Here is a 15,461-nt window from a genome sequence, read left to right on the forward strand (position 1 = left end):
ATAGCGTAAAAACGAATTAAATTATTCTACATTTAATATCGGTTTTTCAATGGCGATCACATCACCACTGCGTGTTTGTAAGTAAAGATGAGTTGAGGTCGCAACAGGTGCTTGGTACAAACCATCTGAATCTAAATCTTGTTGAGCAACAAATTGGCCTGTTTCACGGTCAATCCAGTGTAAATAACCTTCAGCATCACCAACTACAATAAAGTCATTGGCAACGGTAACGCCTGTCAGGTTACGGTAAGATAATTCTTTATTTACCCAACGTTGTTCACCATCACTTTGGTTAAGTGCGTAGACATAACCACGATAGTCGGTCAAAAAGATATCTAAGCCTGAAACGCTAATGTCAGTATAACCTGCATATTTTTGGAACCACAGTTGTTGACCTTTTAATAAGTCAATTGCAACTAGGTTACCGTTATAAGCAAGCGCATAAACAATACCGTTTACCACAACAGGTTGCATATCTGCATCGGCTAAACGAGCCAGTTCAGTCGCACCATAAGCACGCGCTGCAGCAATTTGCCACAGTGGACGGCCATTTTCTAATAAAGCCACTGAGATATAACCATCAGCTCGGCCATAAACAATACCACCTTGAGAGATAGTCGGCGTTGAAGTACCACGTAAAGTTAGTTTAGGTTGGGCATTATTTAAATTCCAAACCTTTTCACCAGTGGTACTGTCTAAAGCGATCAAGTCACCTCGAGAGGTATGCACTACTACAAAACCACTGTCATATACAGGTTGAGCAAGCACTTCACCTGAGACTTCCGTCATCCACTTAACTTCACCATTTTCTGCATCAATTGCAAAAACTTGTGCGTTTTCAGTACCGATATAAAGCGTTTGACCGCCTAGACCAATACCACCCGATAAACGTGCAGAACGGTTAAGCGTATTCGCTTCTTGATCACTTAAGTCTATTGACCACAGTGTATCACCATCTTCAATGGATAAGGCTTTTACTTCTCCACCACGGGCAGCAATATAAACAGCGTCATTATCAACCGCTGGCTTTAATTGTGAGAAGTATTTATCAACACCATCTCCAATGCTGGCTGTCCAATCAATCTCTGGTTCGTAAGTTGCTTCAAATTCAGGCAATTCAGCCATCTTAACCACATCTTCTTCGCCACTAAAAAGTGAACAACCACTTAAAATTAACGCGCTCGATGCGATAACCGTTATATTTTTAACCCATTTAATCATTATTTATCTCGATTTATTGCGCAGCATCTAACTTAGGTGCTACAGCAATGTCTGCGTTAGCAACAGCTAAATCATCAAGTTGTAATTGTAAGAAAGTGTCAACACGTCCTTCGCTCGCATCAGCAGCAGCTTGATAAGCATCACGTGCAGCTTCAGTATTACCTTGCTTCAGGTAAACATCACCTTTAGTTTGGTTAGCTTTAACTGCAAACGCTTTTTCGTCGATCTTATCTAAGATACTAATAGCCGTATCGTAGTTACCTAATTCGGCTTCTACACGTGCTAGACGTAACTCAATAACAGGCATTAGTGGTTCATACTCGTTACTCTCAACTAACGCATCAAGTTCAGTTTTTGCTAGCGCATAGTCTTTTGCAGTCACTGCTTCTTTAACAAGTAATAAAGACGCTAATGTTGCATAACTATTGCCTTCATTTTCGGCAACAAACGCTTTCATATCATCGCTGTCATGCGCTTCACCTTGTGCATTAAATTTGTCTAGTACAACAGCAAACTCTGCAGAAGCTTGTTCTTGGCTAACGGCAACGGTTTCACCGTAATAACGCCATCCCCATAAACCACCTAAACCAACTACCGCTGCAATAATTAAAGTCGTGCCATTATCACTCCACCACTTTTTGATTGCATCAACTTGTTGCTCTTCTGTTTCGTAACCTTCAATAATATCAACCACGTGTGTTCCTTACTAATTCTATTTTTGAATATCGACTATGCAAAGTAAGTTGGTAAAACATTTACCAAACTGTCTACTGAAATAGTTTGTTGAGGTAGATCACCTTGTAAATCTTTTAGGGTAACAGATCCACTCTCTAACTCATTTTCACCTATTATTAAGGCAACTTTAGCACCACTTTTATCAGCACGTTTCATTTGCTTTTTAAAATTACCTGCGCCGCAATGATGCATCATTTTTAATTCAGGTAATTGGTCACGAATTAATTCTGCCGCTTTAAAGCCTGCAATATCGGTGTTTTCTCCCACGAGAATACTGTAAATATCAACATCGCCTTTAACGTCTGCATTCAACTCTAATGTTTCAAGCATTAAAATAATACGCTCTAAGCCCATTGCAAAACCAACCGCCGGTGTTGCTTTACCACCTAATTGCTCAACTAGGCCATCGTAACGACCACCAGCACAAATCGTACCTTGAGATCCTAAGCTTGAAGTCACCCATTCAAATACAGTGCGGTTATAGTAATCTAAACCACGGACAATGCGTTCATTAATTACATATTTAACACCCGCAGCATCTAAGTAAGCTTGTACTTTTGCAAAATGTTCAGCGGTTTCGGCACCAAAATAATCAGATAGTTTCGGCGCGTCTTCTAAAATAGCTTGTACCGCTTCATTTTTACTGTCTAGTACACGAAGAGGATTAGTTAACATGCGACGTTTACTGTCTTCATCTAACTTATCTTCATGCGCTTGTAAAAACTCAACTAACTTCGCTTTGTATTGATTACGCTCTTCATTACTACCTAATGAATTTAACTGTAATTCTACATGTTGCTCAATGCCTAATGCTTTCCATAAACGAGCAGATAATAAAATCACTTCTGCATCAATATCAGCACTAGCAATACCAAATGTTTCAATCCCAACTTGATGGAATTGACGGTAACGCCCTTTTTGAGGACGCTCATGTCTGAACATTGGACCGATATACCACATTCTGCGTTCTTGGTTATATAATAAACCGTGCTCATTACCCGCACGAACACAAGAAGCTGTTCCTTCTGGGCGTAATGTTAAACTATCACCATTACGATCTTCAAAGGTGTACATCTCTTTTTCAACGATATCAGTTACTTCACCAATAGAACGTTTGAATAAATGAGTACTTTCTACTATTGGCATACGAATTTCAGAATAGCCGTAACTGCTCACTGTTTTTCTAATTAGCGACTCTAATTTTTGCCACGCAGGCGTTTGTTCTGGAAGAGTATCGTTCATTCCACGAATAGCTTGTATCTTATTTGCCACAATAGTTTCCGAATTTTGTCTATGAATAAAAATACACTTACTATGTATTCTCTATAAATTGAGAATCATTATAAGGAAGTTTCTAGTCAGATGGAACAATGCAACATTGCTTTGCTCCGATTAAGTAAATAAAAAAGCCCAAATATTCAATATAATTGGGCTTTTTGGCATTTTTAGGGTGTTATTTCGTCTCTAGCTTATTGAAATTATTTATATAAGTAATCAATTTTCTATCAGACTAACCTTTCACTATAATTTGACTTTGATCTGAACGGCTAATGCGAGCTCGTATTTTTGCTTCTAATTGGTCAATCACATTATCGTTATCAAAACGGTCACGTTGGCGTGTTCCATCTTCATAGAAACCACTTTTATTTTTACCACCCGTGATTCCTAAATCTGAAACCAAGGCTTCACCGGGACCATTTACAACACAACCAATGATGGAGACGTCCATTGGCATAACCACATCTTCAAGCCTTTCTTCTAACGCGTTTACTGTTGCGATTACATCAAATTCTTGGCGTGAACAAGTTGGACAAGCGATAAAGTTAATTCCGCGACTGCGAATACGTAATGACTTAAGAATATCAAAGCCTACTTTTATCTCTTCAACTGGATCAGCAGCCAATGAGACACGTAAGGTATCACCAATACCCTGAGATAATAACATCCCTAAACCAACTGCTGATTTGACACTACCACTTCGCAAACCGCCCGCTTCGGTAATCCCTAAATGTAGCGGCTGCACAATTTGCTTAGCAAGTAATTGATAAGACTCTACTGCGAGTAACGCATCTGAGGCTTTAACACTCACTTTAAATTGATCGAAATTAAGACGGTCTAGAATATCAACATGTCGTAATGCTGAGTCAACTAGGGCTTGTGCTGTTGGTTCGCCATATTGTTCTTGAATATCTGCTTCTAGTGAGCCACCGTTTACCCCTATTCGAATGGGGATATTTTTATCTCTTGCGCAATCAACAACACTACGAATGCGTTGCTCATTACCAATATTACCAGGGTTAATACGTAAACAATCTACACCATATTCAGCTACTTTTAATGCAATACGGTAATCAAAATGAATATCAGCGATTAAAGGAATATTGCATTGCTGTTTGATTTCACGGAAAGCTTCCGCCGCATTCATTGTTGGTATTGAAACACGTACCATATCTGCACCAACCGCTTCTAAACGTTTGATCTGCGCAACAGTTGCTGCCACATCAGTCGTCAGTGTATTAGTCATTGATTGTACTGTAATTGGCGCACCGCCCCCAACAGGAACATTGCCCACCATGATCTGTTTTGATTCACGTCTTATTATAGAAGAGGTATGACTCATTGTATTTACTCTTAAATTTGAAAGTTAATTAATTACTAATATTTAAATGACGATGGTATCGATATACCCAAATTCAATCGATTTAATAGTTAGCAACATACTCTATTCTGATGATGCTTGTTCACTATTTAAAATCAGTGAATGTACTGTTAATTGTTGATGATTAGATGCGACCTCTGATACACCAGTAGAGGATGGGCTAGATATTTCAACGTGTTCCGGTTCATCGGAAAAGATTGAGGTAACAAAAGAAGAAATGGAAGACCAACTTAAAGCAATTGCAAATACTGCAACTAATAATAACAATAAAATAAACCACTTACCTTTATTTGATGAAGGTTTTCTATCTTTTAAAATTTGTGCATTTGAGATAGTTTTTAGGGGGGCTTGCTGCTTCCCTAGCGCCTGATATTGAGCAAACGATTCAATATCTGGCAATCCAACTAGCTTACTAAAATTAACCAGGTATCCACGTAAATAAATCGATGGATAAAATTTTTCTTCAATCACTTGTTGTAAATCATTTTCGATATTTTTAATGACACTGGTATTTAAGTTTAGTTTAACCGCAACTTCCTCAACAGATAGATTTGCTGCTAGGCGGTACTCTTTTAAAGAGTTATCAAGCGTCATTGTATTTTCCATTATCTGTTCAGTCATAATACCCATTATTTAAATAGTTTAAAGCTTGTTGTGATTCAGGAAACTGTTCGAGAAGTTGTTCAGAATAACGCGTAAAACTCGCTTTATTTCCCGAGGCATAACTTAATCTCATCCATTCCCAAAGGCTTTCAGCAGTTACTGTTGAATGTTTCTGAAACATAAATAAGTTTGTTTCTGCTGCTTTGTAATGTTTTTCTGTAATATTTAATTTTGCTAACGATAAATAAAGCTCATAACTATTAGGACTATAGGATAGTGCACTTTCATAATAGTGAATTGCTTTCTGATTAAAGCCGCCCTTCTCTGCACAAATGGCAGCATTAGCATACGAACGCGCTATTTTCGCATAGTTCTTTGAATTTATCGCCTCTAAAAATGCAGCTTCAGCTTCATCGTAACGCTCGAGTGCACATAAAAATGTACCATAATTGTTATAGGTATCACCATTACTATCATCTAAATATAATGATTTTTTATAAAATGCCTCTGCTTTATCAGTTTCATTAACTTGCTGGAAATAGTAAGCATACACACGATAAATCTTGGCATCATTAGGTTGGTAACCAAGCGCTGTATCTAAGTTTTCTTTTGCAAGTTGCATTTGTTTATTTTGTAAATACAACAAAGCAAGCTTAATTCGCGTGTCGGCTGCAGCAACAGGATCAAATGTCTGTTTCTGTGCAACGGGCGTATTTAACATGGTTGTCGTTTCACTTGAGACACAGGCGGATAGAATAAAAATTGATGACAGAGTTAATATAAGAAAATACATACACCTCTCCTAGTCATAAAATTGAAATGATTACGCAATTTTATAATGAAGTATCTTAGAGCATGATGTATGTTTTGAGCAGCCTCTAAGCTTATTACCTTAGAGGCAATCACATAAATTAACTTTGTTGGATATTGATATTTTCACCATGCTTACGTTTATTCATTGTGCGTTTAGTACGGTCAATAACATCACCGACTAACTGCCCACAAGCGGCATCAATATCATCACCACGTGTTTTACGAACAATCACGGTATGGTTATAACTCATTAATACCTTATTAAATCGATCAACTCGACTATTACTTGGTTTAGTATAGTCGTTCCCAGGGAATGGGTTAAATGGAATCAAGTTAATTTTACAAGGTGTATCTTTTAATAAATGCGCTAATTCATGTGCTTGATCAGTAGAATCATTAACATGATCTAACAATAAATACTCAACGGTCACTTTACCACGGTTTGCATTTGATTTAGCGACATAACGTTTTACGCCAGCTAAGAAGTCAGCAATGTTGTATTTATCATTGATAGGCATCATTTTTGAGCGTAGCTGATCATTTGGTGCGTGCAATGAAATAGCCAATGCAACATCAATTCGATCGCCTAATATGTCCAATGCAGGTACAACGCCTGAAGTAGATAAGGTCACTCGGCGTTTAGATAGCGCATAACCTAAGTCATCTAACATTAATTCCATCGCAGGAATAACATTATTCAAGTTCAATAAAGGCTCACCCATTCCCATCATTACAACATTGGTAATAGGTCGTTGGCCGCTTTCGCCTGTTACACCAATAATTTTCGCTGCACGCCAAACTTGACCAATAATTTCTGAAACCGTTAAGTTACGGTTAAAACCTTGCTGTGCTGTTGAACAAAAATCACATGCTAATGCACAACCTACCTGTGAAGATACACATAAAGTTGCACGGTCTTTTTCTGGGATATAAACCGTTTCTACTTCTTGGTTGCCGACGGTCATCGCCCACTTTATGGTGCCATCATCACTACGTTGTTCAACTTTTACTTCAGGTGCAACAATTTCAGCACGCGCTTTTAATTTTTCACGCAATGCTTTATTAATGTTGGTCATTTGGTCGAAATCTTCACAACCAAAATGATAAATCCACTTCATAACTTGTTCTGTACGAAATGGCTTTTCACCCATTTCAGTGAAGAAATCACGCAAACCTTGACGGTTTAAATCTAACAGGTTTACTTTTTTCTGACTCATGTGATGCCTCAACTAAACTAATTCGGGTATAAATTCGGAGGTGGATTGTACATATTTTGAATAGCGGATGCTAGTCACAAATTTAAACTAACATTGCTTATCCAAAATATACACATGAATGGTCATATAATGGGACTTTCTATCAGATCTAACTGGTTTTCAAATTAAAAGACATCGATAACTTATAATTCGCTCACCATCGGTATTACTTTATTTTGCTGCCAACTATAAAATATTCTGGCGGGCAAGCTTGGGCCTCGAGAATTGATTGTTTTTTGTATGTGCCCGGTTTTCATTAATCTCTCAATCATAGGCGCTAAACCATTTTCCTGTAGGTGAAAGTAGCTTAACAACTCAGTTTCTTCAACACGTTGTTTAGTCTCAATATAAACTAATAGTTCTGTTAATATCATGGTTAGCCTTGTACTGGTTTATGTTGTTTAAATGTATTGTTGTGAATTAATAAGCGCCCTTTATATTTCAAATTATATAAAATCGCAGCGATAATGATTAATGAACAGCCTAAATAGACTGCACTATTGATCGGATGTGCCGTAAAAGTGGCTATTTGGTAGTAAATAACAGCAAAAAGATAAGCAATGGTCGTTGACCAAAGCGCCACAAAGCGAGCCCAATTCATCCCAACTTCTCTAACAATGGCCCCCATTGCTGCTGCACAGGGAGCATATAAAAGAATAAATAACAGGTAAGCAAAGGCCGCTTCTTTACTGAGGAAAGCCTCTTGAATATTTTTATAAATAGTCAAGTCCACCCCTTGCTCTATAGCGGTATTGGTTAAGTCAGAGACATCGCCAACATTAATACCTAATGGATCCGCGATATCGATGCCCATTAAATTTTCAGGAATAGTCGCGAGTGCAATATTAAGCTTATTTGATAAGGTCAACGCTTGCTCATCCTCACTGCTATTATCAACGTAAAGATTATTAAGGGTGCCAACTACAGCCTCTTTAGCAAAAATACCTGTCACAATTCCCACCGTTGCAGGCCAATTATCATCGCTGACACCTAAAGGCGATAGCACCGGTGTGATCCATTGTGCTGTTTGACTCAAAACCGACTGTTCACTATCTTGATGACCGAAACTACCATCAGTACCAACTGAGTTAAAAATATTTAACAATGTCACAACCAAGACAATAGTTTTCCCTGCTCCAAAAATAAAGATTTTTAGTTTATGCCAAATTTTAATCCAAGTATTTGTAAAGGTAGGAATCTCATAATCCGGCATTTCCAAAAACATATTTTCACTTTTACCGGGTAATATCGTACGACTTAGAATAAACCCAGTCATTACCGCGACTAAAATGCCGATCAAATAGAGTAGAAAAACAATATTTTGTCCTTGTTCAGGAAAAAAGGCGCTGGCAAATAACGCATATACTGGTAAACGTGCACCACAAGACATAAATGGAGACATAATCACAGTGAGTAAACGTTCTCGCTCTTTTTCTAAGGTGCGTGCTGCCATCACTGCAGGGACAGTACAGCCAAATCCAACGATCATCGGTACAAAAGATTTACCTGGTAAGCCGATTAACTGCATTAAACGGTCCACCACAAAAGCAGCTCTTGCTAAATAACCGGAGCTTTCTAGAATCGCTAGAAATAAGTACAAGCAGGCAATCACAGGAATAAATGTCATGACCGTCTGAATACCGTTACCTACACCATAAGCAAGTACGTTGATTAACCATTCCGGCGCGTGGATAGCCGCTAAACCGTAAGCTGTTTGATCGACAAAAATAGCACCGGCCATAATATCAAAAAAGTCAATAAAAGTGCTGCCGATATTAATCGAGAACATAAACATTAAATACATCACAAACAAAAAGATAGGTAAACCTAGAAAACGGTTTAATACTAGCGCATCTATTCTATCGGTTAATGTTTTACTTAAATGCCCTTTATTGCGAACGGCTTTTTGGGTTAAGTCATAAATAAAAGTGTAACGAGTATCTGCAATTTGTAGATCAACATCAATTGCCAATGACTGCTTAAGTGTATAAATCATTTCTACTGACTGTTGATTTAATTGTTGTAAGGAAAGCTCGTCTCCTTCAATACACTTAATTGCCAAAGCCGCTTTATTTAAACGGCTAGCGCTAGCCATTAAATCGCTGACTTGCTCAATAATAGGTTGTAAGTGCTGACCATAATCAAGTGTAAGAGTACTTGAAAAGTCGCTATTTTGTTGTTCAGCAATAGCTCGAGTTAGTTTCTTAATAGTCTGCTTATGATGAGTAGAAAGCGAGATAACAGGACAGCCCAATTGCTTACTTAAACTAGCCTCATTAATCATCAAGTGCTGCTTATCTGCTATATCCATTTTGTTCAATACAACAAAGACAGGTAACCCAAGTTCTAAAAGTTGTAATGTTAAATACAAGCTTCTCTCTAAGCAGCTCGCATCAATTACATTTAATACAATATCAGGATTGTTTTGCATAATATATTCAAAAGCAACGCGCTCATCCAAGGATGAGCTTTGCACGTCATTATCTAAACTATAAATACCCGGTAGGTCGACAATATCGACTTGTTGATTTTTATTGAGCGTAAAGTGACCTGTTTTTTTATCGACGGTCACACCACTCCAATTACCTACATGTTGATTGTTACCTGTTAATGCATTAAATAATGATGTTTTTCCTGAGTTGGGATTACCAATTGTTGCGATATGTAGTGTCATCTTAAGCACTCCACATTAATTTTATTAGCAACACTTTTACGAAGTGCTATTGAACTATTCGCACAACGAATAGAAAGTGGGTCACCTAGGGGAGCAACGCGCATCAATTCGACCTTAGCCTTGGGTAAAAAGCCTAGATTAAGTAATTTTTTGCGCATCACAGGTTCAATGCTATTAAAGTGAATAATACTTGCTGATTGCCCTACTTTTAATTCTGACAGTACCATGATCGACCTTCCACTTACTTAATAACCCGCTTTGTTAATGTGCGAGTCTTGATAAACACCAAGCTAATACAAACCATTCTCATTCACAACATACCCTTTGATAAAGCTGCACCGTTATTGTTTTGTATCAATTTTTCGGCTTTTTTCTTGCTGAGTTTGTATCTTTTAGTATCATGAGTTTATTAAAACTGAGAGACAGGAATAACCATGGACTTGAGTGATTTAAATTTAGTTTATTCTACCGATGGTGGAAAAATTGAGAAAACCAAACAAAAACAAACGGCACCTGAAGGCGATGGCATCATTCGTTTACACAGAGAGACCAAAGGCCGTAAAGGCAAAGGTGTGACGCTGATTAAAGGTTTGCAACTTGATGAACCTGCGATCAAAGCATTAGCTAAAGAGATAAAAAAACGCACTGGCTGTGGCGGCACAGTAAAAGACTTTGTGATAGAGATTCAAACGGATCAGCGTGAAGTGATTAAAACTGTATTAGAAAAACAGGGGTACCAAGTAAAACTAGCTGGCGGCTAATATTTTGTAAGGACTATAAAATAAAAAACCAATGTGCAGCACATTGGTTTTTTGAGTCATTAACTTTTGAGTCATTAACAAAGAAAAGACTATTTTTTTACTAATGCTGGTCCTGAAAAATTAATACCATCCCAACCATGAATCATAAATTGGCGAATATTTTGATGATCCGATGCGTCAGGAAAGCCTAAAACGTCATCACGATAATAAGTACCAAAACACCCTAAAGTTTGTGTTTCAGTTAACTTGTTTAGTTTTGCAAATGCAAATATTTTACAAGAACCTGCATTTTCTCCAGCGGCATTATTTTGCTCACCATTACTGAAAGCAACTTCAGAATAGCTATAGTTTGATTCTATAACAGCCATCGTTTCTGAAAATTCAATCGCTTCTGCTTGTCCGTTTAACTTTGCTAAAAAGTCATTTAATAACATCTCGTACCCTTACTTTACTTGATTAATCTTCTTCAAAATAAATTGTTTTATTTTGTGGTAAATTCTCAGGGCTAACCGTTTCACCCTTTATTCTTTTTTCTTCATCAGCCCATTCACCTAAATCAATCAACTGACAACGTTTACTACAAAATGGACGGTACAGACTTTGTTTATCCCAAACCACTTTCTTCTGGCAAGTTGGGCAATTCACTTCCATTACAAATCCTCTTATTAATATATTTTTAACTAAATATTTGTTCGAACTCGATAAACTCAACTCGGCTATTTTCAGCTTGCGTATTCATAAAGCGCACAGAGTAGCGATGTTTATGTCCAGAGATCATCGGGTAGACATTTAAATCATTTTCAACATTAATGGTGATAAATAAGGCATCGTCAACTTCACCTTGGAAAAAACCATTTTTCGCTTTTTTCACTGATTTAATACCTTGGAGCCGTTTCATTTTTAAAAATAATGATAATGCATGCTCTAAGTCTTTAAAGTATTCAAACCACTTACGGGCATCAGATTGCTTTTGCTCACTGCTTTGCGCATTCCAAAAATGTAATTGTGGTAAATCAAAATTACAGCAACCGCCAGGGATGAAAAAGCGTTGTTTTAAAGAAGTTAAAAAGCGACTTTCCTTGAAAAATTTAAGTTGTTTAGACATCGACAATAAGGCAGTGCATAGTTGTCTAATTTCATCAATTAACGCTTCGATTGCTTCTTTATCAGCTTCATCACATTGCAACCATGCCTGCATTTCAGAAGATAGTGCACGTAAATCTTTGATTAAATCATGTTTTATATCTATACGATCGCTTAACTCAACCAATTCGAATAATGATTTGAAGAAATTCACTGCATCGCTTTCATGCTGTAAGGTAATGCTTTGGTTTATTTGTAAAAAAAGTGATTCAAAACGTAAGTAACTACGACTTTTTTCAGTTAAAGGATATTCAAAAGAGATCATAAAGTTATCTATTTAGTTAAAAGTAAAATGATATAATAGTCTGACTTACAAGCTATCAAAGAGCCTAACTTAATAGGGATAAGAAATGTAAGTGTAACTTGTTAACAGTCAGCTTTAAAGTGACAAGATCATTGTTATTATTATCAATAACAAAGTCTGCATGTTGTAAACGATTTTCTCGGTTTATTTGCGCTTTCATAATCGCTTCTATTTGCTCCCTTGTATTGGTATCTCGTTGCATTGCTCTTTTCACTTGTATTTCCTCAAGCACATCGACAACAACGGTATAATCAACATATTGTGTTAATTTATTTTCAATCAATAAAGGCGCTTCCAAGATAACATAAGCGCTATTAGCAGAGGCCAATTGAGAGAGCATACTTTCACGAATTAGAGGGTGTAGTAGTTCATTTAACCATTGCTTTTTAGCTTCTGATTGAAAAATAATATCGCGTAAAGCAGCCCTATTTAAAGCCCCGTTAGCAGTGATAACTGTCTTCCCAAAATCAGATTCAATCTTAGTTAATGCTGGCTTGCCTGGTGCAACGACCTCTCGAGCAACAAGATCTGCATCCACCACTTCAATACCTAATTCAATAAACTCTTTAGCAACGGTCGATTTACCACTGCCTATGCCACCTGTTAAACCAATAATTAGACTCATTAACACTCTCTTTAGTTCTTAGGAAAATAATCTATTTTGTTAAATTACGCTATTTTATAAAAGTTAATCGAATAGACCACTGGTATTCAAAAACTATTAAGGTAATATTTCACTTTTTTACTGTAGCTTGGAAATTTACCATGAATGAACAAGAAATTGCACAAAGTGTTCGCTTAGCTTTACACGAAGATTTAAATGGATTATCGGCAACTGAAGGCGACATTACTGCATTTTTAATTCCCGAAGAGAAGTCTTCAAAAGCAACGGTTATTACACGCGAAGAAGCGGTATTTTGCGGTAAAGCTTGGACTGAACAAGTATTTTTCCAACTAGGTAATACCGTCACTATTACTTGGCATGTTAAAGATGGTGATTTGGTTGCTGCAAATAGTCCATTGTTTACACTTGAAGGGCCATCAAGGGCTTTATTAACTGGCGAACGCACTGCCCTTAACTTTATACAAACACTTTCTGGTATTGCAACCATCACCAAATACTATGCAGACTTAATTGCAGAGACAAATTGTAAGCTATTAGATACACGTAAAACATTACCAGGTTTACGCAATGCCTCTAAGTATGCAGTTACCTGTGGCGGTGGAGTTAATCACCGTATTGGCTTATATGATGCTTACTTAATTAAAGAAAATCACATTATGGCTTGTGGCGGTATTAAACAAGCGATAGAAATAGCAAATACTCAACATCCAGAACGTTGGGTTGAAGTTGAAGTTGAAAGCATTGATGAATTGAAACAAGCACTTGATGCAGGTGCCCAACGTGTAATGTTAGATAACTTTACCATTCCAATGATGTTAGAAGCGGTTAGTATCAACCAACAAAACCCAGTTAAAGCTGATTTAGAGGTCTCAGGCAACGTCGATAGCAGCACTATTTTGAGCTTTGCTGAAACTGGCGTTGATTATATTTCTGTCGGTGCGCTAACAAAACATGTACGCGCTGTGGATTTATCAATGCGTTTTGTAGAATAACAGCACACTCTTTCGAATCTTTCCTACACTTTAATTAGCGTGTCTTTTAAAGTGTAGGGGGATTTATGATATTAACCACAACAAACTACCTCAGATCTATTTTTATCAGTTTAATCTTTATCAGTTTTCAAGGTTATGCCACCCCACCACCGATTCAACTTGCCACTCAATTTAGAGAAAATATTAAAGTAGAAGCTTACTTTATCAGTGAAAAACTTGATGGGATTCGTGCCTATTGGGATGGCCAACAATTATTATCTAAACAGGGCAATAAATTTACTGCACCAGCTTGGTTTATCGCATCATTTCCACGTCAGCCGCTCGATGGTGAGTTATGGATAAAACGCCATCGCTTTGAACAAGTTTCCAGTATTGTTCGCACACAGGATTATCACAACCAGCAATGGCAACAAGTGAAGTTTATGATTTTTGATATGCCCAATAACCCTTCTATTTTTTCTAAGCGGGTAGAAGACATGCAACGCTTAGTGGCAAAAATAGATAGCCCTTATTTAAAAATGATTAAACAAGAAAAGCTTAAAACCTCTAAAGCACTCTTCACAAAGTTAGATCAAGTTGTTACAGAAAAAGGGGAAGGCCTGATGCTACATCATCAAGATGCACTATATAAAACCCAACGAAACCAATACTTAATGAAGTTAAAAAAGTTTGAAGATGCTGAGGCAACCGTTATTGATCATATTCCCGGGAAAGGTAAATATAAAGGGCAATTAGGATCATTATTAGTCACCAATGAAGAAGGGATCACTTTCAAAATTGGCACAGGATTTAGTGACCAACAACGCCGAACGCCACCTAAAATAGGTGCGGTGATCACTTATCGTTATACAGGGAAAACGCAAAAAAACGTCCCAAGATTCGCTTCATTTATGCGTGTTAGAGTAATTTATTAATGACGCCAACATTTGCTTCAGGAAAATCATAATCTTTTAATTGCTCAGGTGAAATCCACTTCACCTCTTGCCCTTCTAAAGATTGTGCTTCTCCTGAATACTCAGACACTAAATAAAAGTGTAAATTAAGCTTTAACTGATCATAGTCGAACTGTAATGAATCAAATAACTTATATTTGGTTGCTGTTAATCCGACCTCTTCTTTGAGCTCTCTTAACATGGCTAATTCATACGCTTCACCTTCGGCTACTTTACCTCCTGGAAACTCCCATTTACCTGCTAAATGTTGTCCTTTTTGGCGGCGACTAATTAACAGTTGTTGTTGTTCGTTCTGCACTATTGCAATGCTAATGTTTTGTTTTTTCATTTTGCCTCTATCTAAATAAACATAATAAATCATCTTCAATAATTGAAAATTGATTTATTGAGTTAAGTTGCTCTCAACAACATCAATTTATTGACTAAATTATACCGTAGTAACTCATTATACCAATTTAAGTAAAAATATGATCTAGTCGATTTATCTCTTACAATTAAAGCGACTCAAGATGGAGCATATAAAAGACAGATTTTAAAGTACTTGCCCGTAAACAAACTTCATTACAAATGAAAATATGCTGATTGGCTTTAGCACATTTTCAAGATGGGCATTCACGAATCCAAATTACTCAGTTCCTAAAAATGAGTAGCACTAGCGTTAGAGTAACTATCTAAGCGGAGTAGTATTGATGTTCGCTCGGGGCGGTGACTTTAGTCTCCCT

Annotated in this window: 18 protein-coding genes; 3 read left to right on the top strand and 15 right to left on the bottom strand. The window is 37.1% G+C overall.

Annotated features, from left to right (window positions below; genetic code table 11):
* Positions 1-21 precede the first annotated feature (21 nt).
* The 10 genes from bamB to V6256_RS09755 all read right to left on the bottom strand — a co-directional run bounded on the left by bamB (position 22) and on the right by V6256_RS09755 (position 10,188).
* The gene (gene bamB, locus V6256_RS09710; RefSeq protein WP_341598017.1) at positions 22-1,221 is read right to left on the bottom strand and encodes an outer membrane protein assembly factor BamB; all 1,200 of its coding nucleotides are present in this window, start codon (positions 1,219-1,221) and stop codon (positions 22-24) included.
* A gap of 13 nt (positions 1,222-1,234) precedes the next feature.
* Positions 1,235-1,915 (bottom strand): YfgM family protein, encoded by a 681-nt coding sequence (locus V6256_RS09715; RefSeq protein WP_341598018.1) that lies wholly within the window; start codon positions 1,913-1,915, stop codon positions 1,235-1,237.
* Positions 1,916-1,950: 35 nt separating this feature from the next.
* Complete coding sequence (gene hisS, locus V6256_RS09720) at positions 1,951-3,228, bottom strand: histidine--tRNA ligase (RefSeq protein ID WP_341598019.1); 1,278 nt, start codon at positions 3,226-3,228, stop codon at positions 1,951-1,953.
* A gap of 238 nt (positions 3,229-3,466) precedes the next feature.
* Positions 3,467-4,576 (bottom strand): flavodoxin-dependent (E)-4-hydroxy-3-methylbut-2-enyl-diphosphate synthase, encoded by a 1,110-nt coding sequence (gene ispG / locus V6256_RS09725; RefSeq protein ID WP_341598020.1) that lies wholly within the window; start codon positions 4,574-4,576, stop codon positions 3,467-3,469.
* Between the two features lie 102 nt (positions 4,577-4,678).
* A complete protein-coding gene (locus tag V6256_RS09730) occupies positions 4,679-5,236 on the bottom strand; it encodes a helix-turn-helix domain-containing protein (protein ID WP_341598021.1) in 558 nt (185 codons plus the stop codon).
* Positions 5,229-6,011 (bottom strand): type IV pilus biogenesis/stability protein PilW, encoded by a 783-nt coding sequence (gene pilW, locus V6256_RS09735; protein ID WP_341598022.1) that lies wholly within the window; start codon positions 6,009-6,011, stop codon positions 5,229-5,231. Before pilW ends, V6256_RS09730 begins: the two co-directional genes overlap by 8 nt.
* Before the next feature lie 118 nt (positions 6,012-6,129).
* Positions 6,130-7,248, bottom strand: coding sequence for a dual-specificity RNA methyltransferase RlmN (gene rlmN / locus V6256_RS09740; protein ID WP_341598023.1), 1,119 nt, complete (start codon positions 7,246-7,248; stop codon positions 6,130-6,132).
* 182 nt (positions 7,249-7,430) lie between these two features.
* Positions 7,431-7,661: a FeoC-like transcriptional regulator gene (locus V6256_RS09745; RefSeq protein WP_341598024.1), complete on the bottom strand. Its 231-nt coding sequence runs from the start codon at positions 7,659-7,661 to the stop codon at positions 7,431-7,433.
* Between the two features lie 2 nt (positions 7,662-7,663).
* Positions 7,664-9,961: a Fe(2+) transporter permease subunit FeoB gene (gene feoB, locus V6256_RS09750; RefSeq protein ID WP_341598025.1), complete on the bottom strand. Its 2,298-nt coding sequence runs from the start codon at positions 9,959-9,961 to the stop codon at positions 7,664-7,666.
* Positions 9,958-10,188 (bottom strand): FeoA family protein, encoded by a 231-nt coding sequence (locus V6256_RS09755; RefSeq protein ID WP_341598026.1) that lies wholly within the window; start codon positions 10,186-10,188, stop codon positions 9,958-9,960. Before V6256_RS09755 ends, feoB begins: the two co-directional genes overlap by 4 nt.
* Before the next feature lie 207 nt (positions 10,189-10,395).
* On the opposite strand from V6256_RS09755, the gene yciH reads away from it, so the two are divergent.
* Entirely contained in the window at positions 10,396-10,722 is a 327-nt protein-coding gene (gene yciH / locus V6256_RS09760) for a stress response translation initiation inhibitor YciH (RefSeq protein ID WP_341598027.1), read from the top strand.
* An 89-nt stretch (positions 10,723-10,811) separates the two neighbouring features.
* Here yciH and V6256_RS09765 read toward each other — a convergent pair whose 3' ends face one another.
* The 4 genes from V6256_RS09765 to coaE form a co-directional block, all read right to left on the bottom strand.
* Positions 10,812-11,156, bottom strand: coding sequence for a HopJ type III effector protein (locus tag V6256_RS09765; RefSeq protein ID WP_341598028.1), 345 nt, complete (start codon positions 11,154-11,156; stop codon positions 10,812-10,814).
* Between the two features lie 22 nt (positions 11,157-11,178).
* Positions 11,179-11,373 (bottom strand): DNA gyrase inhibitor YacG, encoded by a 195-nt coding sequence (gene yacG, locus V6256_RS09770; RefSeq protein WP_341598029.1) that lies wholly within the window; start codon positions 11,371-11,373, stop codon positions 11,179-11,181.
* A gap of 25 nt (positions 11,374-11,398) precedes the next feature.
* Positions 11,399-12,130: a cell division protein ZapD gene (zapD, locus tag V6256_RS09775; protein WP_341598030.1), complete on the bottom strand. Its 732-nt coding sequence runs from the start codon at positions 12,128-12,130 to the stop codon at positions 11,399-11,401.
* A gap of 64 nt (positions 12,131-12,194) precedes the next feature.
* A complete protein-coding gene (gene coaE, locus V6256_RS09780) occupies positions 12,195-12,794 on the bottom strand; it encodes a dephospho-CoA kinase (protein WP_341598031.1) in 600 nt (199 codons plus the stop codon).
* Between the two features lie 140 nt (positions 12,795-12,934).
* On the opposite strand from coaE, the gene nadC reads away from it, so the two are divergent.
* Both nadC and V6256_RS09790 read left to right on the top strand, forming a co-directional pair.
* A complete protein-coding gene (nadC, locus tag V6256_RS09785; RefSeq protein ID WP_341598032.1) occupies positions 12,935-13,786 on the top strand; it encodes a carboxylating nicotinate-nucleotide diphosphorylase in 852 nt (283 codons plus the stop codon).
* Between the two features lie 65 nt (positions 13,787-13,851).
* Entirely contained in the window at positions 13,852-14,700 is an 849-nt protein-coding gene (locus V6256_RS09790) for a DNA ligase (protein WP_341598033.1), read from the top strand.
* Here V6256_RS09790 and mutT read toward each other — a convergent pair.
* Complete coding sequence (mutT, locus tag V6256_RS09795; protein WP_341598034.1) at positions 14,684-15,067, bottom strand: 8-oxo-dGTP diphosphatase MutT; 384 nt, start codon at positions 15,065-15,067, stop codon at positions 14,684-14,686. The two genes, V6256_RS09790 and mutT, sit on opposite strands and share 17 nt — an antisense overlap.
* Between the last annotated feature and the right edge of the window lie 394 nt (positions 15,068-15,461).

Origin of the sequence: Psychromonas aquatilis (assembly GCF_038155185.1) — a bacterium.
GTDB classification, from domain to species: Bacteria; Pseudomonadota; Gammaproteobacteria; order Enterobacterales; family Psychromonadaceae; genus Psychromonas; species Psychromonas aquatilis.

What these genes read in the sequence shown, in the direction of transcription:
- bamB (WP_341598017.1), bottom strand. Translation starts at nt 1,221, where the DNA reads ATGATTAAATGGGTTAAAAATATAACGGTTATCGCATCGAGCGCGTTA.
- ispG (WP_341598020.1), bottom strand. Translation starts at nt 4,576, where the DNA reads ATGAGTCATACCTCTTCTATAATAAGACGTGAATCAAAACAGATCATG.
- V6256_RS09730 (WP_341598021.1), bottom strand. Translation starts at nt 5,236, where the DNA reads ATGACTGAACAGATAATGGAAAATACAATGACGCTTGATAACTCTTTA.
- pilW (WP_341598022.1), bottom strand. Translation starts at nt 6,011, where the DNA reads ATGTATTTTCTTATATTAACTCTGTCATCAATTTTTATTCTATCCGCC.
- rlmN (WP_341598023.1), bottom strand. Translation starts at nt 7,248, where the DNA reads ATGAGTCAGAAAAAAGTAAACCTGTTAGATTTAAACCGTCAAGGTTTG.
- V6256_RS09745 (WP_341598024.1), bottom strand. Translation starts at nt 7,661, where the DNA reads ATGATATTAACAGAACTATTAGTTTATATTGAGACTAAACAACGTGTT.
- feoB (WP_341598025.1), bottom strand. Translation starts at nt 9,961, where the DNA reads ATGACACTACATATCGCAACAATTGGTAATCCCAACTCAGGAAAAACA.
- V6256_RS09755 (WP_341598026.1), bottom strand. Translation starts at nt 10,188, where the DNA reads ATGGTACTGTCAGAATTAAAAGTAGGGCAATCAGCAAGTATTATTCAC.
- yciH (WP_341598027.1), top strand. Translation starts at nt 10,396, where the DNA reads ATGGACTTGAGTGATTTAAATTTAGTTTATTCTACCGATGGTGGAAAA.
- V6256_RS09765 (WP_341598028.1), bottom strand. Translation starts at nt 11,156, where the DNA reads ATGTTATTAAATGACTTTTTAGCAAAGTTAAACGGACAAGCAGAAGCG.
- yacG (WP_341598029.1), bottom strand. Translation starts at nt 11,373, where the DNA reads ATGGAAGTGAATTGCCCAACTTGCCAGAAGAAAGTGGTTTGGGATAAA.
- zapD (WP_341598030.1), bottom strand. Translation starts at nt 12,130, where the DNA reads ATGATCTCTTTTGAATATCCTTTAACTGAAAAAAGTCGTAGTTACTTA.
- coaE (WP_341598031.1), bottom strand. Translation starts at nt 12,794, where the DNA reads ATGAGTCTAATTATTGGTTTAACAGGTGGCATAGGCAGTGGTAAATCG.
- nadC (WP_341598032.1), top strand. Translation starts at nt 12,935, where the DNA reads ATGAATGAACAAGAAATTGCACAAAGTGTTCGCTTAGCTTTACACGAA.
- V6256_RS09790 (WP_341598033.1), top strand. Translation starts at nt 13,852, where the DNA reads ATGATATTAACCACAACAAACTACCTCAGATCTATTTTTATCAGTTTA.
- mutT (WP_341598034.1), bottom strand. Translation starts at nt 15,067, where the DNA reads ATGAAAAAACAAAACATTAGCATTGCAATAGTGCAGAACGAACAACAA.